General features: G+C 67.1%; 19 protein-coding genes and 1 pseudogene. 9 read left to right on the forward strand and 11 right to left on the reverse strand.

What is annotated here, in order from left to right; all coding sequences use genetic code 11:
* Positions 1 to 38: 38 nt before the first annotated feature.
* From CFB82_RS29770 to CFB82_RS29785, 4 genes are all read left to right on the forward strand, one after another.
* On the forward strand, positions 39 to 1,262 hold the full coding sequence (locus tag CFB82_RS29770) for an RtcB family protein (protein WP_089486497.1): 1,224 nt from the start codon (positions 39 to 41) through the stop codon (positions 1,260 to 1,262).
* A 55-nt stretch (positions 1,263 to 1,317) separates the two neighbouring features.
* Positions 1,318 to 2,130, forward strand: a complete 813-nt coding sequence (locus CFB82_RS29775) for a nucleotidyltransferase domain-containing protein (RefSeq protein WP_089486366.1) — start codon at positions 1,318 to 1,320, stop codon at positions 2,128 to 2,130.
* A gap of 260 nt (positions 2,131 to 2,390) precedes the next feature.
* Positions 2,391 to 3,539, forward strand: a complete 1,149-nt coding sequence (locus CFB82_RS29780; RefSeq protein WP_179255470.1) for a DUF1176 domain-containing protein — start codon at positions 2,391 to 2,393, stop codon at positions 3,537 to 3,539.
* A gap of 62 nt (positions 3,540 to 3,601) precedes the next feature.
* On the forward strand, positions 3,602 to 4,897 hold the full coding sequence (locus CFB82_RS29785; RefSeq protein WP_089486368.1) for an XAC2610-related protein: 1,296 nt from the start codon (positions 3,602 to 3,604) through the stop codon (positions 4,895 to 4,897).
* A gap of 36 nt (positions 4,898 to 4,933) precedes the next feature.
* Here the strand turns inward: CFB82_RS29785 and CFB82_RS29790 are convergent, their stop codons facing one another.
* The gene (locus CFB82_RS29790) at positions 4,934 to 5,602 is read right to left on the reverse strand and encodes an O-methyltransferase (protein ID WP_089486369.1); all 669 of its coding nucleotides are present in this window, start codon (positions 5,600 to 5,602) and stop codon (positions 4,934 to 4,936) included.
* Positions 5,603 to 5,734: 132 nt separating this feature from the next.
* Here CFB82_RS29790 and CFB82_RS29795 point away from each other — a divergent pair, with 132 nt between their 5' ends.
* On the forward strand, positions 5,735 to 7,030 hold the full coding sequence (locus CFB82_RS29795) for an O-acetylhomoserine aminocarboxypropyltransferase/cysteine synthase family protein (RefSeq protein WP_089486370.1): 1,296 nt from the start codon (positions 5,735 to 5,737) through the stop codon (positions 7,028 to 7,030).
* 185 nt (positions 7,031 to 7,215) lie between these two features.
* Positions 7,216 to 7,941, forward strand: coding sequence for a ZIP family metal transporter (locus CFB82_RS29800; RefSeq protein WP_089428165.1), 726 nt, complete (start codon positions 7,216 to 7,218; stop codon positions 7,939 to 7,941).
* 22 nt (positions 7,942 to 7,963) lie between these two features.
* Here the strand turns inward: CFB82_RS29800 and CFB82_RS29805 are convergent, their stop codons facing one another.
* Positions 7,964 to 8,467 carry a hypothetical protein gene (locus CFB82_RS29805; RefSeq protein WP_089486371.1) on the reverse strand — a complete coding sequence of 168 codons (504 nt, stop codon included), beginning with the start codon at positions 8,465 to 8,467 and terminating at the stop codon, positions 7,964 to 7,966.
* 66 nt (positions 8,468 to 8,533) lie between these two features.
* The gene (locus tag CFB82_RS29810; RefSeq protein WP_235986534.1) at positions 8,534 to 8,791 is read right to left on the reverse strand and encodes a DUF4148 domain-containing protein; all 258 of its coding nucleotides are present in this window, start codon (positions 8,789 to 8,791) and stop codon (positions 8,534 to 8,536) included.
* A 115-nt stretch (positions 8,792 to 8,906) separates the two neighbouring features.
* Here CFB82_RS29810 and CFB82_RS42500 point away from each other — a divergent pair.
* Positions 8,907 to 9,032: pseudogene (locus tag CFB82_RS42500) on the forward strand (porin); the annotation flags it as partial.
* Between the two features lie 202 nt (positions 9,033 to 9,234).
* Here CFB82_RS42500 and CFB82_RS29815 read toward each other — a convergent pair.
* Entirely contained in the window at positions 9,235 to 9,483 is a 249-nt protein-coding gene (locus CFB82_RS29815; RefSeq protein WP_256990522.1) for a hypothetical protein, read from the reverse strand.
* 297 nt (positions 9,484 to 9,780) lie between these two features.
* On the opposite strand from CFB82_RS29815, the gene CFB82_RS29820 reads away from it, so the two are divergent.
* Positions 9,781 to 10,068: a DUF4148 domain-containing protein gene (locus CFB82_RS29820; RefSeq protein WP_089486373.1), complete on the forward strand. Its 288-nt coding sequence runs from the start codon at positions 9,781 to 9,783 to the stop codon at positions 10,066 to 10,068.
* 79 nt (positions 10,069 to 10,147) lie between these two features.
* Here the strand turns inward: CFB82_RS29820 and CFB82_RS29825 are convergent, their stop codons facing one another.
* The 5 genes from CFB82_RS29825 to CFB82_RS29845 all read right to left on the reverse strand — a co-directional run bounded on the left by CFB82_RS29825 (position 10,148) and on the right by CFB82_RS29845 (position 18,437).
* Positions 10,148 to 11,578, reverse strand: a complete 1,431-nt coding sequence (locus tag CFB82_RS29825) for a heavy metal sensor histidine kinase (RefSeq protein WP_089486374.1) — start codon at positions 11,576 to 11,578, stop codon at positions 10,148 to 10,150.
* On the reverse strand, positions 11,575 to 12,258 hold the full coding sequence (gene irlR, locus CFB82_RS29830) for a heavy metal response regulator transcription factor IrlR (protein WP_039349341.1): 684 nt from the start codon (positions 12,256 to 12,258) through the stop codon (positions 11,575 to 11,577). The genes CFB82_RS29825 and irlR overlap by 4 nt, the downstream gene beginning before the upstream one ends.
* Complete coding sequence (locus CFB82_RS29835) at positions 12,258 to 15,470, reverse strand: efflux RND transporter permease subunit (RefSeq protein WP_089486375.1); 3,213 nt, start codon at positions 15,468 to 15,470, stop codon at positions 12,258 to 12,260. Before CFB82_RS29835 ends, irlR begins: the two co-directional genes overlap by 1 nt.
* A gap of 137 nt (positions 15,471 to 15,607) precedes the next feature.
* Positions 15,608 to 17,080 carry an efflux RND transporter periplasmic adaptor subunit gene (locus CFB82_RS29840; RefSeq protein ID WP_089486376.1) on the reverse strand — a complete coding sequence of 491 codons (1,473 nt, stop codon included), beginning with the start codon at positions 17,078 to 17,080 and terminating at the stop codon, positions 15,608 to 15,610.
* A 34-nt stretch (positions 17,081 to 17,114) separates the two neighbouring features.
* Positions 17,115 to 18,437 carry a TolC family protein gene (locus CFB82_RS29845; protein ID WP_089486377.1) on the reverse strand — a complete coding sequence of 441 codons (1,323 nt, stop codon included), beginning with the start codon at positions 18,435 to 18,437 and terminating at the stop codon, positions 17,115 to 17,117.
* Positions 18,438 to 18,816: 379 nt separating this feature from the next.
* Between CFB82_RS29845 and CFB82_RS29850 the strand changes: the two genes are divergently transcribed.
* Positions 18,817 to 19,266, forward strand: a complete 450-nt coding sequence (locus tag CFB82_RS29850; protein ID WP_089486378.1) for an OmpA family protein — start codon at positions 18,817 to 18,819, stop codon at positions 19,264 to 19,266.
* Positions 19,267 to 19,409: 143 nt separating this feature from the next.
* On the opposite strand, the gene CFB82_RS29855 is transcribed toward CFB82_RS29850, so the two are convergent.
* Together CFB82_RS29855 and pnuC are read right to left on the reverse strand one after the other, a co-directional pair.
* Entirely contained in the window at positions 19,410 to 20,600 is a 1,191-nt protein-coding gene (locus CFB82_RS29855) for a phosphotransferase enzyme family protein (RefSeq protein WP_089486379.1), read from the reverse strand.
* Between the two features lie 42 nt (positions 20,601 to 20,642).
* The gene (gene pnuC, locus CFB82_RS29860; protein WP_011356028.1) at positions 20,643 to 21,275 is read right to left on the reverse strand and encodes a nicotinamide riboside transporter PnuC; all 633 of its coding nucleotides are present in this window, start codon (positions 21,273 to 21,275) and stop codon (positions 20,643 to 20,645) included.
* Positions 21,276 to 21,325: the final 50 nt, after the last annotated feature.

Consider the following 21,325-nt stretch of genomic DNA (forward strand, 5'->3'; position numbering starts at 1 on the left):
GCGCCGTGCCTCGTGAACAAAGCAGCAAGGTGATGAACATGAGTGAAATGGATTACCAGGTCATGGAACTGGCCAACGGCAAGCCGGTGAAGATGTGGACGCAAGGCGTCGCCGTTGAAGACGAAGCACGCGCGCAACTGCGCAATACCGCGCAGATGCCGTTCATCTTCAGCCACGTCGCGGTGATGCCGGACGTCCACCTCGGCAAGGGCTCGACGATCGGCAGCGTGATCCCGACGAAGGGCGCGATCATTCCGGCCGCGGTCGGCGTCGACATCGGCTGCGGGATGATGGCCGCGCGCACGACGCTGACGGCGTCCGACCTGCCGGATTCGCTCGCGGGCCTGCGCAGCGCGATCGAACGCGCGGTACCGCACGGCCGCGCGCCGGGCCGCCGCGATCCGGGCGCGTGGGGCGACCGCACGCCGGCCGCTGTAACCGAATCGTGGAAGTCGCTGCAGCCGGGCTTCCAGCGGATCGTCGACAAGTATCCGAAGCTGGAAAAGACGAACCACTACGCGCATCTCGGCACGCTCGGCACCGGCAACCACTTCATCGAAGTGTGCGTCGACGAAGCGGACCACGTGTGGTTCATGCTGCACAGCGGCTCGCGCGGTGTCGGCAATGCGATCGGCAGCCTGTTCATCGAACTCGCGCAGGCCGACATGCGACAGCACATCGCGAACCTGCCGGATCGCAACCTCGCGTATTTCACCGAGGGCAGCCGGCACTTCGACGACTACGTCGAAGCGGTCGGCTGGGCGCAGGACTACGCGCGCCGCAACCGGCAGGCCATGATGGACGCAGTGATCGGTGCAGCACGCGGCGTGATCGCCAAGCCGTTCGCGGTCGACGAACACGCGGTGAACTGCCACCACAACTACGTGCAGCGCGAACACCACTTCGGCGAAGACGTGCTCGTGACGCGCAAGGGTGCGGTGTCGGCGCAGAAGGGGCAGCTCGGGATCATTCCGGGCTCGATGGGGGCGAAGAGCTTCATCGTGCGCGGGCTCGGCAACCCGGACAGCTTCTGTTCGTGCAGCCACGGCGCGGGCCGGACGATGAGCCGCACCGAAGCGAAGCGCCGCTTCACCGTCGACGACCAGGTGAAGGCAACCCAGGGCGTCGAATGCCGGAAGGACGCGGGCGTCGTCGACGAAATCCCGATGGCCTACAAGGACATCGACGCGGTGATGGCGGCCCAGCGCAGCCTCGTCGAAGTGGTGCATACGCTGCGCCAGGTGGTGTGCGTGAAAGGATAGCGCGGTGCGCGGCCGATAGCCGGCGGCCGCGCACAACGAAAGGGAAACGACAACAATGAGAACGGAAAAAATGACGCCCGTGCGCAGCGCGCATCCGGTCGATCCGACCGTGCGGGCGCGCGTGATGGCGGAGCTCGCGGAAGTCGAGCGCCGTCACGACGTGAGCGTGCTGTTCGCGTGCGAATCGGGCAGCCGCGGCTGGGGGTTCGCGTCGCCGGACAGTGACTACGACGTGCGCTTCGTGTATGCGCACCGGCGCGACTGGTACCTGAGCGTCGAACCGCAACGCGACGTGATCGAGCGGCCGCTCGACGACGAGCTCGACATCAGCGGCTGGGAGTTGCGCAAGGCGTTGCAACTGCTGCGCCGCTCGAACCCGACGCTGCTCGAATGGCTCGACTCGCCCGTCGCGTATCGCGAAGACGCGCGCTGGGCGCCGCCACTCAGGTCGCTCGCGTCGGCGTTCTTCTCGCCGGTGCGCGGGCGTCACCACTACCTTGCGATGGCGAAGAAGAACTTTCGCGGCTATCTGCAAGGCGACACGGTGCGTTACAAGAAGTACCTGTACGTGCTGCGGCCGCTGCTCGCGGTGCGCTGGATCGACATGGGGCTCGGAATGCCGCCGATGCGCTTCGCGGATCTCGTCGACGGCACCGTGCACGAGCCGGCGGTGCGCGCGGAACTCGACGCATTGCTCGCGCTGAAGATGAGCGCGAACGAAAGCGGGTACGGGCCGCGCCGGCCGGCGATCCACGCGCTCGTCGAGACGATGCTCGCCGACGCCGAACACGATCGCGAATACAAGCGGCCGTGGGGCGACGTGGCGATGCTCGATGCGTTCCTGCGCGACGTGGTCGACGGTCGATGAAAAGTGAACGGCGCGATGCCTCTGGGTGTCGCGCCGTTTTCCGCATCCGCACTTGTCCGATCAATGCAGGCCAGCAATGATCATGCCCGCGGCCTATACGTCGTCGTCACGATCGCAGTCCCACTGCGGCGGTATACTCGATGCCGTTCGCCACAGCGCGCCGCCGCATGCGCCGCAGCCTTCGACCTGCCCCGCTTGCTGACGATGCGCTTGCAGCCCGACGTCTTCCGCCCGCCCATCCACAGTCGATACGAACCGTCATGTCGCACCGCCTTTCGCTCGCCATCGCCGCCCTCCTCGCCGTTTCCCCGATCGTTGCCCAGGCTCGCCCGCTCGCGCGGCCGCCAGTCGAACGCGATTTCAAGAACTGGTCGGTCGTCTGCGACAACGGCAACCGTTGCATTGCCGAAAGCCACGCCGACGATATCGACGACGCACGCACCCGCCTCATCCTGCGCGTGACACGCGATGCCGGCCCGGACGCGCAAGCCTCGCTCGACCTCTACGCGTCGGCGCCGCTGGACCTGCGCACCGCACGCGTGGATGGCCGCCCGTTCGATGCAATGGCGGCCCAATGGCATGCGTTCGGCGGCAAGCCGGACGACGACGAAGCACACCCGTTCCGGGTCCGGACCACCGATCCGGCAACGGTTGCCGCATGGCTCACCGCGTCGCGCAATGCGCAACTGCTGAGCTTCGGCGATCCGGCGTCGGCCCAAACCGCCCGCACGCCGTTGACGGGCTTGAATGCCGCGCTGCTGTTGATCGACGACACGCAGGGCCGTGTCGGCACCGTCACTGCACTGCTGCGCCCGGGCACCCGGCCCGCGTCGTCGGTGCCGGCCGCGCCGGCACTGCCGCCCGCCGTCACGCCGGCACCGGCCGTCGCGAACCTGTCGACCGCCGAGCAACGCCCGCTCGTCGACGCGGTGTTCGCGAAGTTCGGCGGCGACGTGAGGCAATGTGCGGCCAATGTCGAAGACGAAATGTCGGCGAGCGATCGCCGGAAGGCATCGCGCGCCGTGGCGATTTCCGCCGACGAAGCGCTGGTCGCGATACCGTGCCAGACCAGCAGCATGTATAACCACACCGACCTGTGGTATCGCGTGCGACGGACGGCACCGTTCACGCCGACGGCGATGAATTTCGGCGAGAACGCGAACGCGGGACTCGATTCGGCGTCGTTCACGAACGAACTGACCGAGGCCGGCTACGATCCCGCCAGCGCGACGCTGTCGAGCAAGGTGAGGCTGCGCAGCGCCGGTGATTGCGGTTCGACCGCCTCGTGGATCTTCGACGGCCGGCGCTTCATGCTCGGCGATATCGCCACGCACGGCACGTGCAACGGCCTGTTCGACGATCAGTGGCCACGCCTGTATCGACGGGCCGATGCGGCAGGAAACCACTGACGCACACATCGCACCGAAACACACCGGCAGAGATAACGCATAACAAACCGAGGGGCCGAACCATGCATCACCCGTTCATCGGCGCGTCGCGCCACGCGAGCGCGCCGTGTGGCACACGCGACTGGCGCGGCGCGCTTGCGTTCGCGCTGATCGCCATCACCGCATTCATGTCCGCGCCGGTGCGTGCGGCAAACGCCAACGATTCGGTGGAAATCCCGTTCTGGTCGCGGAACTGGACCGGCACGATCGGCAACCGGCATGTCGAAGTCACGTTGTCGCGCGTGGCCGACACGGTATCGGGCTCGTACTGCTACGCGCCCTGCACGTCCGACAAACGCTATCGGCTCGCATTGAAGGGAACGCTCGACGCGCACGGTGTCACGCTGTCGGAACGCGACAGCGGCGCGAAAGCGAACGCCGATCGCGTGACGGGTACGTGGCGCACTGCATCCCTCGACAACGCCGTGACCGGTACGTGGACATCGCCGGACGGCAAACGCACGCTGCCCGTCTCGCTCGCACCGAAACAGGACGGCAGCCCGTTCCCTTACGAGATCCGCCTCATCGCGGACAAGCTGCCGGACGACAGCGGTTCGTGCAACGACCCGCCGCACGTTTCCGCGATTCGCCTGTACGATCGCGGCCGCCTCGTGCAGACACTGCGGACCGATTCGCAAGGCACCTGCGGGCTGCCCACGCCCGAATTCGCCGACGTGAACTTCGACGGCTGGCCCGACCTGATGCTTGCGCAAGGGATGGGGGCGAGCCCGAACATTCCGTACCAGACGTGGATATACGATCCGAAGACGCGGCATTTCGTCGATGCGCCGCAAGGGCTGCAGGGCATCACGTCGCCGGACTTCGATCCCGCGCACCGGATCATCTGGACGAGCTGGCGCGCGAGCTGCTGCGAGCATGGCGTGACGACCTACCGCTGGCAAGGCAACGACGTGAAGGAAGTCGACACGGCCAGCAGCTACATGCTGCCCGTGCTCGACGGGAACACGCGTCGTTATTGCTACGTCGTGCCCGGCTACGGCGACGGTTACATCGAGTTTCCGCAGCGCATCGAGCAGACCGACACCGGGCTGCGCTCGACGCTGGGCAACCCGAAGGATTGCGAAACGAGCGACTCGCCGTCGACGACACGCGCCTATATCGACATATGGAAGCCGGGCTCACCCGGCCACGCGCCGACGCTGGCACGCACCGAAAAGGTCACGTGGAAGCGCACGCAAACGCGCGCCGGCATGAAGTTCTGCCCCGAGATGCCGTTCTACGACAACGGCCGCATCCGCCGCATCGTGTTGCGCGACGATCCCGACCAGTGCGAAGAGAAGCATCCCGACAAGAACTAGCGTGCGGTACGACCGCACGCGTGTACCGCCATCACATTACGCGCCGACGATCGAGATCGAGAACCCGTCCCAGCCCTTCTGCCCGACCGTCTGCACGGCGGTCGTCGTGAGATTCGGCGCGGCCGCGAGACGCGCGAACCCGTCGCGCACGCCGACCACGTCGGGTTCGCGATTGTCCGGATCGGCCACGCGCCCGCCGCGCACGACGTTGTCGACGACGATCACCGTGCCGGGCCGCGACAGCTTCAGCGCCGCGTCGAGATAGACCGGGTTGTTGTCCTTGTCGGCATCGATGAAGATGAAATCGAACGGCGCTTCACCCGCGTCGATGAGCCGCGCGAGGCTGTCCTTCGCGCTGCCGACCACCACCGTCACGACTTCCGCGAACCCGGCACGCGCGATGTTCTGCGTCGCGACCTTTGCATGCTCCGGGTTCAGTTCGAGCGTCACGAGCGTGCCGCCCGGCGGCAACGCGCGTGCGAGCCAGATCGTGCTGTAGCCGCCGAGCGTGCCGACCTCGAGAATCCGCCGGGCGCCGCGGATCGTCGCGAGCAGTTGCAGCAGCTTGCCCTGGTTCGGCGCGACGTTGATCGCGGGCAGCCCCGCTGCGTCGCACGCCGCGAGCGCGGCGTCGAGCGCATCGTCGGACGGCACGAGCGTCTCGGAGAAATACGCATCCACCTGGTTCCAATGATCCTGATTCATCGAGCCCCCCTTGTTTGCGGAACAGGCATTTTATGCGCCGCATTGCCATAAGCAACAAACCATTCGTTCTAAGGACAGTTGCGCACGTGCTCCTATAATCGCTCGACCATCACAACAACAGACGGAGCACCCATGACCGATCAGGCCGCATCGAACTGGCGCCTCGAAACCATCGCCGTACACGGCGGTTATCGTCCCGACCCGACCACGCGCGCGGTCGCCGTACCGATCTACCAGACCGTTGCGTACGCATTCGACGACACGCAGCACGGCGCCGACCTGTTCGACCTGAAGGTCCAGGGCAACATCTACACGCGGATCATGAACCCGACGACGGACGTGCTCGAGCAGCGCATCGCCGCGCTCGAGGGCGGCATCGGCGCGCTGGCGCTTGCATCGGGGCAATCGGCCGTCACGTATGCGATCCAGACGATCGCAGAAGCCGGCGACAACATCGTGTCCGCGAGTTCGCTGTACGGCGGCACCTACAACCTGTTCGCGCATACGCTGCCGCAATACGGAATCACGACGCGCTTCGCCGATCCGCGCGACCCCGCGTCGTTCGAGCCGCTGATCGACGCGCGCACGAAGGCGATCTTCGCGGAATCGGTCGGCAACCCGCTCGGCAACGTCACCGAGATCGCCGCGCTCGCGGAAGTCGCGCATCGCCACGGCATCCCGCTGATCGTCGACAACACGGTGCCATCGCCGTATCTGCTGCGCCCGTTCGAGCACGGTGCGGATATCGTCGTGCATTCGCTGACGAAGTATCTCGGCGGGCACGGCACAAGCCTCGGCGGCGCGATCGTCGATTCGGGCAAGTTCCCGTGGGCCGAGCATGCGGACCGCTTCAAGCGGCTGAACGAGCCCGACGTCAGCTATCACGGTGTCGTCTACACGGAAGCGTTCGGGCCGGCCGCCTATATCGGCCGAGCGCGCGTGGTGCCGCTGCGCAACATGGGCGCGGCCATTTCGCCGTTCAATGCGTTCCAGATCCTGCAGGGCATCGAAACGCTGGCGCTGCGCATAGAGCGCATCAGCGACAACGCACTGAAGATCGCGCAGCACCTCGCGCGCCACGAAAACGTCGAATGGGTGAACTATGCGGGCCTGCCCGATCACCCCGACCATCCGCTCGTCGCGCGCTACCTGTCGGGCCGCGCGCCGGGCATCCTGACGTTCGGCGTGAAGGGCGGACGTGACGGCGGCGCGAAGTTCCAGGACGCGCTGAAGCTGTTCACGCGGCTCGTCAACATCGGCGACACGAAGTCGCTCGCGACGCACCCGGCATCGACGACGCACCGGCAACTGTCGCCGGCCGAACTCGCGAAGGCCGGCGTGAAGGAGGAAACCGTGCGGCTGTCGATCGGCATCGAGCATATCGACGACCTGCTCGCCGACCTCGACCAGGCGCTCGCGCAGCTTTGACGGAAACGGGCGTGCCGGCTTGCCGGTGCGCCCTGCATCGACAGTGTTGACCTTGAAGCGGCTTCAAGGTGTTCAATCCCCGGTTGATGCCGGGGTAACGCTCGGCGTGTACGAACCACCCGTATCGTGCAGCGGGCCGCCGGACGCCGAGCCCGCTGCGGTACGCCAACCGTCCGAGAGGCCTCATGACACCGACCGCGAAGCTCGCGCTGCTCACGTTACCGCCCTTGCTGGCGGCCTGCTTCGGCGCCCTCGCGGCTGCGTGGCGCGCCCCCGGCCCGAAAACGTCGAGCGTCATCCAGCATTTCACCGGCGGCATCGTGTTCGCGGCCGCTGCGCTCGAACTGCTGCCGCAGGACCGCGCGCATGCGCTGTTTCCGGTCGTCGTCGGCTTCGTGCTCGGTATCGCGCTGATGCTCGCGATCCGTGCGCTGTCGGGCGCGATCGAGACGCGCTTCGAGGAGGCGCGGCTGCCCGTAAGCCTCATCATCGTTACGGCGATCGACCTCGTCATCGACGGCCTCGTGCTCGGCATCGCGTTCTCCGCCAGCGACGAAAGCGGCATCATCCTGACCGTCGCGCTGACGCTCGAGGTACTGTTCCTCGCGCTGTCGGTCAGCGCGGCGCTCGCAGCCGCCGGCATCGGCCGCCTGCTGTCGATCGTCGTACCGGTCGGGCTCGCGGCGCTGCTGAGCATCGCGGCCGTGGCCGGCAACGCGGCATTCGCCGGACTTCCCTCCAATATCTACGCCGCGCTGCTCGGGCTGGGTACCGTCGCGCTGCTGTACCTCGTCACCGAAGAACTGCTGGTCGAAGCGCACGAGGTACCTGAGACGCCGTTCGCGACCGCCGCGTTCTTCATCGGCTTCATCGTGTTCTTCCTGATCGAAGGATCGGTGAAGGCCGGATAAGCCGGGCGCGACGGTGCGCCGGCTACCACGTCGTCGCGCCCGCCGGATAGGTATCGACGATGCGCGTGCCGTTGACGGGCGTCACGCCTTCGTTGCGCAGCGCGGCCCACAGGTCGATCGCATGTTCGCGCGACTTGCGGCTGCCGTCGTCGGTCAGCAAGTTCAGCGCGATCACTTCGTCGCGTGTCGTCAGTTGCAGCTGCTCCTTCAGCTTGCGTGACTGATGCGATGCGGTGCGGACGTCGCCGAGCATGATCCGCTTCTCGGCCAGAGTCGAGTCGCCGCCCGCATTCGCCGGCACCAACGTCAGCCAGCCGTTGTCGACTTCGCATTGCCCGCGCGTGAACGTCGCGCTCCACTCGCCGGGCGGCACGGCCGCGAACTCGCAGCGCATCCGCTCGTTCGCGCGCCGGCCCACGTCATGCGCCGACGCGTGCGACAACGCTCGCTCCGGCCAGCCGGCCGCCATCGCGGCCGTCGACATCAGGCACGCCGCGAGCACGATTCCTTTCGCGAAGTGGCGCATGGCACTCTCCTCTTGGTATGGGGGTGCGGCTGACAGGCACCGCGCCGGTCGGCCGCGAATGAACGGTCAACGAACCGCAAAACGGTTGTCGTGCGCATCGACCAGCGGCGCCATCTCCCCGCGATGCATCGTCGCGCGATGGATCTCCTGGTTGCGCGCGATGGCGGCCGGGCTCGCCGGGTAGTCATGATTCGGACTCTGGATCACGCCGCCATGGCGCGCCTTCACCAGTTCCTGACGGACCTCCTGCCGGGTCTTCTGCTGCGCGGCCACTGCCTGAGAAAAGGCCGCCATCGACAGTGCGGCAGCAGCGATGACGATCATCGGTCGCGGATTGTTCATGTTGTTCGCTCCTTGCTTGGAAAGCCGTGACAGGAGCGTTCACTTTGAGCCGTCGGCGGTGCGGAATCGTGATCGCAGCATGACGGTTTCGTCACACGCGAACGGCGAACAGCGCACGCTCGACGGCGGCACGCAAACGGCGCAAGCGTCGATCGGCTCGTATGGGTATGGCGGAACGCGCACGCAGGGCATCGTCAATCTCGGGTTGCGCCACCGGTTCTGATCACGACGGCATGACGCTCGCCGTGTGACAAAAATTTCATGTTCCGATCAGGTTCGCGAAGCGTCGCATCGCTACGATCGGAAACGCAACGGGCAGCGCCCGTTCCAGACCACGCAAGCGGGTCGCTGCCGCACGGCACGTCACGCGTTGGGCCCGGACACGTCGAGTGCCGGGCCTTTTTTTGGGGCCGCGCCCCCGGTGATCAGGGCGTCGAATTTCGCTGCGGAAACAGGCACGTATGCGTCTTCACATACAGGTTCGGATTGCCGCAGCGATGCCCGGCGTAGTCGATCTGCTCGCCGGGCATGAGGTCGGCCGGCACCGGCTTTTTCGCCGTGGCGGGCGCGGTCTGCGCAGTTTGCGCGGTGCCGGAATGTGTCGATGCGCAGCCCGCGAACAACGGGACGATCAGGACTGCGATCAAGGCTAGGCGGATGGCGGGGCGAGGCACTTTTCGGTCCTGTGTGAAAGTCAGAACAGGGCCGCACGCTCTCCATACAGCTATCGCGAACGGCGTGAATGCCGCCAGCCGCGTCGGCCATCGGCAGGCTTCATGTTCCGCTTCCCGCTCATCGCGCCGATGACGCGAACATGACGAATGCGTCATGCCGGTCGCGTCCGAACGGCGCCTCTTCACATCACGCAATCTGACGCATTTTTCATCTCGCGACCACGATCACGCACGGCTGCTTTCGCATACTGGGTCCATGGTTCGCCACCTGGCGGCCCTGATCAAGGAGAGCACTCGATGAAAACCGCAAAACTCGCCGCACTGTTCGTCACCGCCACGCTGTCGCTCGGCATGGCCGCGCAGGGCGCATTCGCGCAGACGCAAACGCAGGGCAAGACCCGCACGCAGGTCGTCAATGAACTGAAGCAGGCGCAGCACGACGGCGTCGTGCCGGTGAGCAAGACGCAGTACCCGCCGACCGGCGAACTCGTCGCTCGCAACAAGGAGCTTCACGGGATTTCGGTGCATGGCGGCGAGAAGAAGCCGCAGACCGACAACCACGACAACCTGACCGCGCAGAAATGACGCTCGGTCATACGACCACGGGCAGCGCGCCGCGCGCGGCCGCCTCATGGCGAACGCGCGGGCGTGCCCGCCGACGGTGTCAGGTATGGATGGCCGCCGGCTGGTTCAGCTCGGCCGGCCGCCGCGGAAAGCGCAGCCAGAACGTTGTGCGCCGGCCCGGGTCGCTGTCGACGCCGCATTCGCCGCCGTGATTGTCCATGATCGACCGGACGATCGCGAGCCCCAGCCCCGTCCCCTGCGCCGAATTGTGCCGAGACGGATCGACGCGATAGAAGCGCTCGAAAATCCTTCCGACATGCCGAGCCTCGATGCCGGGCCCCGTATCCGACACCGCGATCGTCGTCGCACCGCCCTGCTCCACGCAATCGATCGTCACGATGCTGCCGCGCGGCGCGTAGGCCAGCGCATTCGACAGCAGGTTGCTCAGCGCACGCTGGTACAGCGTCAGATCCGCATCGACCCACGCATGGCCGTCGACCTTCACCGTCACGCCGGCATCCTCCGCCAGCGGCTCGTAGTAGCCCGCGACGCGCCCCGCCTCTTCCGACGCATCCAGGCGCCGCACGCTGATTGACGTGCCGGCCTGTTCCGAACGCGCCAGGAACAGCATGTCCTCGATCATGCGCGACAACCGCTGGTATTCGTCGATGCTCGATTCGATCACGTTCCGGTATTCATCCGCGCTGCGCGGCTGCGACAGCACGACCTGCGCGGCGGCCTGCAGGTTCGTGAGCGGCGTGCGCATGTCGTGCGCGAGATTCGACGAGAACTGGCTCAGCCGCGTGAACGATTCGTTCAGCCGCTCGAGCATGCCGTTGAACGCGTGCTCGAGCTCCTTCAGCTCGCCGGCCGTATCGAGCGCCGGCAGCGGATGGGCGAGCCGGCTGGTCGACATCTGCTCGGCGCGCGCCGCGAACCGCCGCAGCGGGCTCAGCCCGAGCGCCGCGATGCCGTATGCGATCACGGCCGCGAGCACCACGCCGAACACCTCGATCACGACGATCGTATAAGCGTGCGTGCGCAGCAGCAGCACGTCGGCGCTGCGGTCGTACTGCACCACGACGCGCACCACGGGCGCACTTGCGCCCGCGCCGGCCAGCGGCACCTTCGTCACCAGATACTGGTGCCGCGCGCCGGGCGGCGCGACGCCGACCGGCACGCGCCCCGCATCCAGCGACATCAGCGGCCCATACGGGCGGAAACCGGGCGTGCCGACCAGGCGCGTCCCCGTGGCATCGAAGATCGCGAGATCCATGTTCGGATGACCATGCAGCTGGTCGATCCAGATGTCGGTGTTGCGCGCGACGTCGGCCGTCGAGCGCGCTTCGGCCAGGTGCGCACCCAGCGCAGCGGATATGCCGGCCATCTGCTCGGCCGCCGTCGTGTCGACGCGATTGCTCAGCGCCTCGTACAGCGCGACGCCGCTCGACGCGAGGATCACCGACGTCGACAGGATGATCAGCGCGGTCAGGCGTCCGCGCAGCGTGCGCGGCGGCAGGCGCGCGATCATGCCGCGCTGCCGCCGCGCGCCTCGAGCACGTAGCCCATGCCGCGCACGGTGTGGATCAGCTTCGGGTCGTACGCGTCGTCGATCTTTGAGCGCAGGCGCCGGATCGCCGAATCGACGACGTTCGTGTCGCTGTTGAAATTCATGTCCCACACCTGCGACGCGATCGTCGCGCGCGGCAGGATCTCGCCCTCGCGGCGCATCAGCAGCCACAGCAGCGCGAACTCCTTCGCGGTCAGCAGGATCGTGTCGCCCTGCCGCGTAGCCTTGCGGCGCGTCAGGTCGAGTTCGAGGTCGGCCACGCGCAGCGTGTTCGAATCGCGCGGCTGGCCGCGCCGCAGGATCGACTTGATGCGCGCGGTCAGCTCGACGAAGTCGAACGGCTTCGCGAGATAGTCGTCGGCGCCGAGTTCGAGCCCCTTCACGCGATCGCCGACGTCGTCGCGCGCGGTCAGGAACAGCACGGGCGTCGACTTGCTGCGCCGCAGGTTCTGCAGCAGCGTCCAGCCGTCCTGCCCGGGCAGCATCACGTCGAGCACGAGCAGGTCGTACTCCTCGGTCTCGGCCTGATGCTGGCCCGTGATGCCGTCCTCGACCCAGTCGACGACATAGCCGGCTTCCGTCAGCCCCTTGCGCAAGTACGCGCCCGTCTTCGGTTCATCCTCGACAATCAGAATTCGCATCACGCATTACCCTTGAAGAAACCCAGCCGGCGCAGCACGCCCGAGCCGAAGCCGCCGCGCAACGCCGCGCGCCACGACACCGCATGGCTGACGCGGTACAGCACCGGCAGCACCAGCAGCGTCAGCGCCGTGGACGACAGGATACCGCCGATCACGACCGTCGCGAGCGGGCGCTGCACCTCGGCGCCGGTGCCGGTCGCGAACGCCATCGGCAGGAAGCCGAGCGACGCGACGAGCGCGGTCATCAGCACCGGCCGCAGCCGCGTGAGCGCGCCTTCGCGCACGGCGGCCTCGAGCGGCATCCCTTCGTCGCGCAGGTTGCGGATGAACGAGATCATCACGAGCCCGTTGAGCACGGCCACGCCCGATAGCGCGATGAAGCCGACCGCCGCCGTGATCGACAGCGGAATCCCGCGCAGCCACAGCGACACGACGCCGCCGCTCAGCGCGAACGGAATGCCGGTGAACACGAGCAGCCCGTCCTTCACGTTGTTGAACATCACGAACAGCAGCACGAACACCATGAACAGCGCGAGCGGCACGACGAGCTTCAGGCGCTCGCTCGCGCTTTGCAGCTGCTCGAACTGCCCGCCCCACGACACCCAGTAGCCGGCCGGCACGCGCACGTCCTGCTGCAGTTGCTCGCGCGCGTCGGCGACGAACGAACCGACGTCGCGCCCGCGCACGTTCGCGCTGACGACCACCCGCCGTTTGCCGTCCTCGCGGCTGATCTGGTTCGGGCCCGGCGCGACGTCGATCGTCGCCAGTTCCGCGAGCGGCACGTACGGCGCCGCCGCGAGCGGCGCGCTGGCGCCGGCCGCCGGTGCGGGCAGCGCGATCGGCAGCCGCTTGATCGCCTCGATGTCCGAGCGCAGCTCGTCGGGCAGCCGCACGACGATGTCGAAGCGGCGGTCGCCCTGGAACAGCGTGCCGGCCTTCTGCCCGCCGACGGCCGCGGCCACCGAGTCCTGCAGGTCGGCAACGCTCACGCCGTAGCGCGCGAGCTTGTCGCGATCGAGGTTGACGGTCAGCACCGGCAGGCCGGTGGTCTGCTCGACCTTCACTTCGGACGCGCCCGGCACCTTCTGCAGCGCGGCCGCGATCTGCTCGCCGGTCTGGTTCAGCACGGCCATGTCGTCGCCGAAGATCTTCACGGCGACGTCGCTGCGCACGCCCGAGATCAGTTCGTTGAAGCGCAGCTGGATCGGCTGCGAGAACTCGTAGGCGTTGCCCGGCAGCTCGGCGAGCGCTGCCTCGATCTCGCGCACGAGCTGGTCGCGCGGCTTCTTCGGGTCGGGCCACTGGTCGGCCGGCTTCAGCATGATGTAGCCGTCCGACAGGTTCGGCGGCATCGGGTCGGCCGCGATCTCGGCCGTGCCGGTGCGCGCGAACACGCGCTCGATCTCGGGGAAGCGCGCCTTCAGCGTCTTCTCGATCGACTTCTGCATCTCGACCGACTGCGACAGGCTCGTGCCGGGAATCCGCAAGGCGGCAACGGCCAGATCACCTTCGTTGAGGCTCGGGATGAACTCGCTGCCGAGCCGCGTGGCCAGCCCGAGCGTGGCCAGCACGATCACGCCCGCGCCGATCATCACGCGCGCCGGGCGCGTCATGAATGCGGCGAGCGCCGGCTCGTACGCGCGCCGCGCCCAGCCCATCAGCCGGTTCTCCTTCTCCTCGACACGCTCGCCGATGAAAAGTGCGACAGCCGCCGGAATGAACGTGACGGTCAGCACCATCGCGGCCGCGAGCGCCATCACGACGGTAATGGCCATCGGGTGGAACATCTTGCCTTCGACACCCGTCAGCGCAAAGATCGGCAGGTACACGACCATGGTGATCAGTTGCCCGAAGATCAGTGCGCGACGCGCTTCCTGCGACGCACCGAACACTTCCGCGAAGCGCTCGTCGCGTGTGAGCGGCCGGCCTGCGGCGGCCTGCGCATGCGCGAGCCGCCTCACGCAGTTCTCGACGATCACCACCGCGCCGTCGACGATGATCCCGAAGTCGAGCGCGCCGAGGCTCATCAGGTTCGCGCTCACCTTCGCGTTCACCATGCCGGTGAAGGTCATCAGCATCGACAGCGGGATCACGAGCGCGGTGATCAGCGCCGCGCGCATGTTGCCGAGGAACAGGAACAGCACGGCGATCACGAGGATCGCGCCTTCGAGCAGGTTCTTCTTCACCGTCGCGACGGCCTTCTCGACGAGCACCGTGCGGTCATACACGGGAATCGCCTTCACGCCGGGCGGCAGCGTGCGGTTGACTTCCTGCATCTTCGCGGCGACGGCCTTCGCGACCGTGCGGCTGTTCTCGCCCATCAACATGAAGACCGTGCCGAGCACGACCTCCTCGCCGTTCGACGTCGCCGCGCCGGTACGCAGCTCGCGGCCGATGTCGACCAGCCCGACGTCCTTCATCCGCACCGGCACGCCGCCGACGTTGGTCAGCACGATGCTGGCGATATCGTCGACGGTGCGCGCCTGGCCCGGCACGCGCACCAGATACTGCTCGCCGCGCTTCTCGATGTAGCCGGCGCCGACGTTGTCGTTGTTGCGCTCCAGCGCGCGCACGACGTCGGCGAGCGTCAGCCCGTACGACATCAGCTTCGCCGGATTCGGCGCGACGCGGTATTCCTTCACGTAGCCGCCGATCGAGTTGACCTCGGTCACGCCGCGCACGTTGCGGAGCTGCGGTCTAACGACCCAGTCCTGCAGTTCGCGCAGGTCGGCCGCCGTATAACGCGTGCCGTCGGGCTTGCGCGCATTGGCGTCGGCTTCGACGGTCCACAGGTAGATCTCGCCGAGGCCCGTCGACGTCGGCCCCATGGCGGGCGCGATACCGGCCGGCAGCTTGTCTTTCGCTTCCTGGATGCGCTCGTTGACGAGCTGCCGCGCGAAATAGATGTCGGTGCCGTCCTTGAAGATCACCGTGACCTGCGACAGCCCGTAGCGCGAGATCGAGCGCGTCTGCTCGAGGCCCGGCAGGCCGGCCATCACGGTCTCGACCGGATAGGTGATGCGCTGTTCGGCCTCCAGCGGCGAGTAGCCGGGCGCGGCCGTGTTGATCTGGACCTGTACGTTGGTGATGTCGGGCACCGCGTCGATCGGCAGTTTCTGGTAGCTGAACACGCCGAGCGCGGCCACGGCCGCGACCGCCAGCATCACGAGCCAGCGGTGCGCAATCGCAAAGCGGATCAGGCGCTCAAACATGACGGGATTCCTTGAAACGGGGCACGGTCACCCTCGACGGCCGGGCCGCCCGGCCGGTCATCCGGCGGGCCGGAAAGCGGACCGCATAGTGGGCCGCATAGCGGGCCGCGAGTCGTGCAACGGCGCACAAGCAACGCTCATTCATGCTCCGCGCTCCCCTTGCCGAGTTCGGCCTTCAGCACGAAGCTGTTCGAAGCCGCGTATTCCTGGCCCGGCTTGAGCCCCTTCAGCACTTCGGTCGCCCGTTCGTCGCGCCGCCCCGTTTCGACGGCCTGGGCGACGAAACCCTTCGACGAGCGTACGAAGACGGACGGTGCGCCGTCGACGTCCTGCAGCGCGTCGCTCGCGACCGCGAGCGGCACGCCCTGCTTGCCCGCGTCGACCGACACGTTCACGAACATCCCGGGCCGCCACACGCCGTCCGGGTTCGGCAGCACGACGCGCGCCGGCGCGGTGCGCGTCTGCTCGCCGAGCAGCGATCCGACGTACGCGATCGGGCCGCTCGAACGCGATTCGAACGCGGTCGCGACGACCGTCGCGTCGCGGCCGACGCGCACGTCGTTCAACCGATGCGCCGGCACGGCCATCTCGGCCCATACCGTCGACAGGTCGGAGATCACGAACATGCTGGCGTCGGCGGCGATCGCTTCGCCCGGCGTCGCGTGCTTCTCGACGATCGTGCCCGCGAACGGCGCGCGCAGTTCATAGCGGTTCAGCGCGCCCCCGCCGACCGGCGCATTCAGCGCGGCGAGCTTCTGCCGCGCGTTCTGCACGGCGATCTCGGCTTCACGCAACTGCACCTGCGCCTGCTGGTAGTCCTGCTCGGCCGAGATACGCTCTTTCCACAGCGTGCGTTCGCGCTCGTAGGTCGCGCGGGCGCCCGACAGCCGGCGCTCGGCCGTCAGCAGCTCGCTGCGCCGGTCGGCGAGATCGGTGCTCGCGATCACGGCCAGCACCTGTCCCTTCGCAACGTTCTGCCCGAGCGACACCGACACCTGCTCGACGATGCCGGCCACGCGCGGCACCACGTGCGCGGTGCGATCCTCGTTGAACTTGATCTCGCCGGGGAGCTGGAACGGCGTCGCGATCTGCGCGGGGCCGGCCTTTTCGAGCGCGATCTTCGAGGTCGCCAGCTGCGCGTCGGTCAGCGCGATCGCGCCGTCGGCGCGCGCAAACGGGAACGATGCCGATTCATTGCCCGCCTTCACGTCGATCGTCGCGTCGAACACGTGCGGCTTGCCGATCGACTGCGCGGATACGAACTTCTGGCCGGCCGCGTCGAAACGCAACGGTTCGTGCGTGCGGTCGTAACGGACCAGCGTGCCGGACACGGTGACGCCCTTGTCAGCCGACTTGCCGTCGACGAACGGATAGACGATGAGGCGCGCATCGCCGGGCTTCTCCGTCATCACGATTTCAACGGACAGCCTGCCGCGCTTGAGCACGACGCCGCCGCGCTCGCCGGCGGCTTCGGCGGACGAAGCGGCTGCAGCCGCCGATGCGGTCGCGCCGTTGCCGCCGCCGTTGCGCGTGACGCCGAGTGCGCCGATGACGATCCCGGCACTGCCGAGCACGACCGCCGCGATGATCAGGATTCTGCTGCGTGACATGGTGATCCTTCAGGTAAAAGAGGCGTCCGTTGCGCTATTGCGCGACCGGTGCAAGCGACGCGAGCGGCGTACCGACGAGGCGGCCGATGTCGGCGCGGGCCGCATGGGCATCGGCGAGCGCACGCACGTATTGCGACTGGCCCTGGAACAGCGTGCGCTGCGCATCGAGCACGTCGAGGAAGCTGAACTTCCCAAGCTCGTAGCCGCGCGACATCGCATCGAGTGCGAGGCGCGCGGCCGGCAGGATGTCGGCCTTCAGCCGCTGCGCTTCCTGCGCGGCGGCTTCGAAATTCGCGTACGCCTGCGTGAGGTCCAGCCGCAGGCGCGTGCGTTCGCGATCGAGATCGGCATTCGCGCGTTCGGCCTTGTGCGTCGCCTCGAGCAGCGCGCCCTTGTTCGTGTTGAACAGCGGAATCGGGATCGACACGCCGACCACCGCCTGGTTGTCCGGTACGCCGCCCGTGGTCACGCGCTTCACGCCCGCACTGATCGTCACGTCCGGAATGCGCCGCGCGCGTTCGAGCGACACGGCCGCGTTCGAGCGCAGCATCTCGGCGCGCGCGATCCGCGCAAGCGGCGCATCATCGAGCTGCGCGGTCAGCGCGGACAGCGGCTCGACCGGCGGCACGGCTTCGAGATCGCCCTGTACCGCCAGCCGCCCGTCGCGTGCTTCGCCCATCACCGCGTTCAGCTTCTCGCGTGCGACCTCGACACGGCCGCGTGCGGTCACGACTTCGATCTGCACGCCGGCCGCCGCCACGTGCGCCTTGGTCGCCTCGACCGGCGACACCTTGCCGGCCTGAGCCCGGCGGCTCGCGAGATCCGCGGAGCGCGCGGCGATCGCGGCCGATTCCTCGGTCACCTGAAGCTGGCGCTGCGCGGCGAGCAGCCCGTAGAACGCGGCGATCACGTCGGCGCGCACGATGGCGCCCTGCTCGTCGAGCGATGCATTGGCCGCTTCCCTGCCGTACGACGCGACATCGAGCCGCGCACTGCGCTTGCCGCCGAGTTCGATCGTCTGGTTGATCAACGCGGTCGACGTGCGTTCGGCGCGACGAAACCCTTCCTGCAGGAACGACACTTCGGGATTGGGACGCGCGCCGGCCTGCATCAGCGCACCGGCCGACGCATCGACGTCAGCACGCGCGCCGCGCAGCGCCGGATTGTTCCGGGCCGCAACCGATAGCGCATCGGCAAGCGTCAACGCGTTGGAAGGGGGCGCGTCGGGGGGCGGTGCGCTGATCGGCGCGACGCTGCCGGAGGCAGCCGGCGCCAGCCCCGGCGACAGCGACGGCTGCGCATGCGCCGTCGCGGCCATCGCGAAGACGATGGCCACGGCGAGGTTGAGCTTGAGCATGTTCGGTTCTGCGGTAACGGTTCGCGACCGATGCTACGGTCCGGCCGCAGTGCGAACATGAGGCGAAGATGATATTTCCGTCATGTTGGGGGCGTTGTACTCGCCGAGCCAGCATACGTATCCGCCCAGATAGCCATCTGTACGCGACGTCCAACCGCTCCCGACAATTCGATCCGATCAAGTCAAAATCCCAAATGTGACTTGCATTTCGAAATTTCGAACCGGTTCTATGGACATCTTTACTTGAACAGACGACTGTTCAAGGTTCCGGGAACACGAACGTAACGATGCTGGCCCATGCCCCAATGATGAGGACACACTCACCGGATTCGTGATCTACGGCGAAGATTTATTTTCAGAATAAGGAGCCGGAATCAGCATGAGAATTTTTATCTCGGCACTCATCGCACCCATTGCAACGTCGTTCTTTTTCTCCACAAATGCTGCAGCAGAATGCCAGGGATCACAAAATCTGCCGTCACAGCAATTTTTCGTGACCTTCTCACCCAACAGTCACGAAGTCTCCAAATCCGAACGAACGCGAATTGAACGATGGGTTTCGGCAATGAATGCCAAGTATCCAATTCAAAACTGGATCGACATCATTGGCAGTGCATCAAGAAATGAAATTGGCGCCGATCAACTTGCAACGAAACGTGCTTCCGCGACGGCGAAGGTGGTCATAGACGGTGGCCTGATAAACGCGCCACTCCAGATCAAAACGCAAATTTATCCAGCCAATAGCACAACCGAGTCAACATCGGACGCCCGCGAGGTCACCGTTCAAGTGAGCCCCGGCTGCCCCGACAACTGCTGTACGGGCCATTGACATGAACGCCGCGGCGCTTGCGTTGAACCCCACACATCCAGCGCTTTCGTGCGACGGCCCATCGGATCTATCCGGGCGAGATTTCGATGTTCGAATCGAAAATGATTCGAGCGAAATTGAGGCTATCCGGGGGGTCTCGGGAATCAAACGGCCCCTTGCTTCACCCGCCGGCGCTGCACGAGCCAATCAAGCAATTGCCGTCCGTCGCGCTCGCCGAACCAACGCGCGTGGCCGATCAGGTAGCCGTCGTACGCGATGTCGACGATGGCTGGCGCATCGATGATGCAGCCGAAATAAGCGACCTCCGACAGCGCGAACTCCGTATGCACGATCGGCAGCAGCGCGACCAGCGCCGCGTAGGCTTCGTCGCTCAGCGGTTCGAGCGATTCGTACCCGTCGAGCAGCGCATCGATCTGCGCATACTCGACGCGGCGCGCATCGGCCGGCGCCATCCAGTCGACCGTATTGCGCTCGATCGCGAGCGCGAGATCCATCACCGCGCAGGTGCGATCCGACAGCCCGAAATCCAGCACGGTCCGCACCTGCGCGCCGGATCCCGCCTCGGTCCACAGCAGGTTCGACGCATGCCAGTCGCCATGTGTCCACAACGGGGTAAGCGCGGGCAGCAAAGGCACGAGACGTGCGTGATACGGGCCGATCGCGTCGGCCACGTCGCCGCGCCAGTCACGCGCACCGAGCGCGCGCACGAGCAGCGGCTGCGCGTCGACCCAGCGTTCGAGCGCGCCCGCCAGATCGGCGGACGACAGCACGCGAAAGCTCGACAGCAGCGTCCGCACGGGCCGCGCCGGCGCATCGTAGCCGGCCGACGCGCGATGCAGCTCGGCCAGCGCGCGGCCGGCCGCGTATGCGTGCGAAGCATGCGTGAAAGGCTGCCACGACATCACGCCGCGATACGGGTCGACGCCGGGCGCCCGTACGTGCACTTCGTAGGTCCAGTCTCCGGATGCGAACGCGGTCGCACCGTCGCGATCGGCAAGAATGTCCACCACCGGCATCCCGCGCTCGCGCAGATGCGCGATGAAGCGATGCTCTTCCTCGAGCCCTTCGACATCGCGCAGGCTCACGTGATGACGCTTGACGAACAGCCCGCGCCCGTCCGTCATCTGCACCAGGACGGCCGCCGCGAACTGCCGCGGGCTGTGCCATGTGAGCCGCGCCGGCTCGCCGGCGCCGTCGATCCGTGCGAGCACCGCCGCCACCTCGTCGTGCGTCATCAGCGGCCAGTCGCGCTCGGCCTGCTCGCCGTCCACACCGAATTGCGGCGGCGCGACGTCACGCGACAGGGATCCGTCCGGCTCGAGGGGGAATGACATGAACGACGTTGCTCCGTAGTTGAATCCGAATCGGCGCGTGGATCAGCGCGCGCCGCCGCCTGTTGCCAGCGCGCCGCCGGCCGCTGCACGCAGCGCCGCGGCCGTGCGGCTCCAGTCGCGCCAGCCGACGACGGCCAGCCCGATGAACAGCGCATAGAGCCCGGCCGTCAGATACAGTTCCTTGAACACGAACATCCCGACGTACACGACGTTCACGACGATCCACAGCCCCCACGACGCGATGTAGCGCCGCGCGGTCCAGTATTGCGCGACGAGGCTGAACGCGGTCAGCGATGCATCGACGAACGGCAGCGCCGCATCGGTCCAGCGCGCCATCATGCCGCCGAGCAGCGCGCTGCCGACGACGGCCGCGATCAGGTCGGGCAGCATCTGCATCGGCCGCACGCCCGTGACGGGTGCGACATCACCGGCCGGCGCCGCGCTGCCGTCGGCCTCGCTCGCCCGCTGGGCGAGCCAGCGCTGCCAGCCGTACACCTGCAGCACCGCGAACGCGCCCTGCAGCAGCATGTCCGAGTACAGCTTCGCGTCGAAGAAGATCCAGCCGTACAGCGCGACCGACACGAGCCCGACCGGCCAGCACAGCATGCGCCGCTTCGCGGTCAGCCAGATCGCAAGCGCGCTGACGATCACGCCGGCGATTTCGAGTGGGGACATCGTCTGTGCTCTCCAGGTTGGCTGCCGGGGCCGCACATCACGCGGCCGGT

This window comes from Burkholderia sp. HI2714, from assembly GCF_002223085.1.
Lineage (GTDB): Bacteria > Pseudomonadota > Gammaproteobacteria > Burkholderiales > Burkholderiaceae > Burkholderia > Burkholderia lata_D.

Coding starts and splice junctions, on each gene's coding strand:
- CFB82_RS29770 (WP_089486497.1), top strand. CDS start 39: ATGAGTGAAATGGATTACCAGGTCATGGAACTGGCCAACGGCAAGCCG.
- CFB82_RS29775 (WP_089486366.1), top strand. CDS start 1,318: ATGAGAACGGAAAAAATGACGCCCGTGCGCAGCGCGCATCCGGTCGAT.
- CFB82_RS29780 (WP_179255470.1), top strand. CDS start 2,391: ATGTCGCACCGCCTTTCGCTCGCCATCGCCGCCCTCCTCGCCGTTTCC.
- CFB82_RS29785 (WP_089486368.1), top strand. CDS start 3,602: ATGCATCACCCGTTCATCGGCGCGTCGCGCCACGCGAGCGCGCCGTGT.
- CFB82_RS29790 (WP_089486369.1), bottom strand. CDS start 5,602: ATGAATCAGGATCATTGGAACCAGGTGGATGCGTATTTCTCCGAGACG.
- CFB82_RS29795 (WP_089486370.1), top strand. CDS start 5,735: ATGACCGATCAGGCCGCATCGAACTGGCGCCTCGAAACCATCGCCGTA.
- CFB82_RS29800 (WP_089428165.1), top strand. CDS start 7,216: ATGACACCGACCGCGAAGCTCGCGCTGCTCACGTTACCGCCCTTGCTG.
- CFB82_RS29805 (WP_089486371.1), bottom strand. CDS start 8,467: ATGCGCCACTTCGCGAAAGGAATCGTGCTCGCGGCGTGCCTGATGTCG.
- CFB82_RS29810 (WP_235986534.1), bottom strand. CDS start 8,791: ATGATCGTCATCGCTGCTGCCGCACTGTCGATGGCGGCCTTTTCTCAG.
- CFB82_RS29820 (WP_089486373.1), top strand. CDS start 9,781: ATGAAAACCGCAAAACTCGCCGCACTGTTCGTCACCGCCACGCTGTCG.
- CFB82_RS29825 (WP_089486374.1), bottom strand. CDS start 11,578: ATGATCGCGCGCCTGCCGCCGCGCACGCTGCGCGGACGCCTGACCGCG.
- irlR (WP_039349341.1), bottom strand. CDS start 12,258: ATGCGAATTCTGATTGTCGAGGATGAACCGAAGACGGGCGCGTACTTG.
- CFB82_RS29835 (WP_089486375.1), bottom strand. CDS start 15,470: ATGTTTGAGCGCCTGATCCGCTTTGCGATTGCGCACCGCTGGCTCGTG.
- CFB82_RS29840 (WP_089486376.1), bottom strand. CDS start 17,080: ATGTCACGCAGCAGAATCCTGATCATCGCGGCGGTCGTGCTCGGCAGT.
- CFB82_RS29845 (WP_089486377.1), bottom strand. CDS start 18,437: ATGCTCAAGCTCAACCTCGCCGTGGCCATCGTCTTCGCGATGGCCGCG.
- CFB82_RS29850 (WP_089486378.1), top strand. CDS start 18,817: ATGAGAATTTTTATCTCGGCACTCATCGCACCCATTGCAACGTCGTTC.
- CFB82_RS29855 (WP_089486379.1), bottom strand. CDS start 20,600: ATGTCATTCCCCCTCGAGCCGGACGGATCCCTGTCGCGTGACGTCGCG.
- pnuC (WP_011356028.1), bottom strand. CDS start 21,275: ATGTCCCCACTCGAAATCGCCGGCGTGATCGTCAGCGCGCTTGCGATC.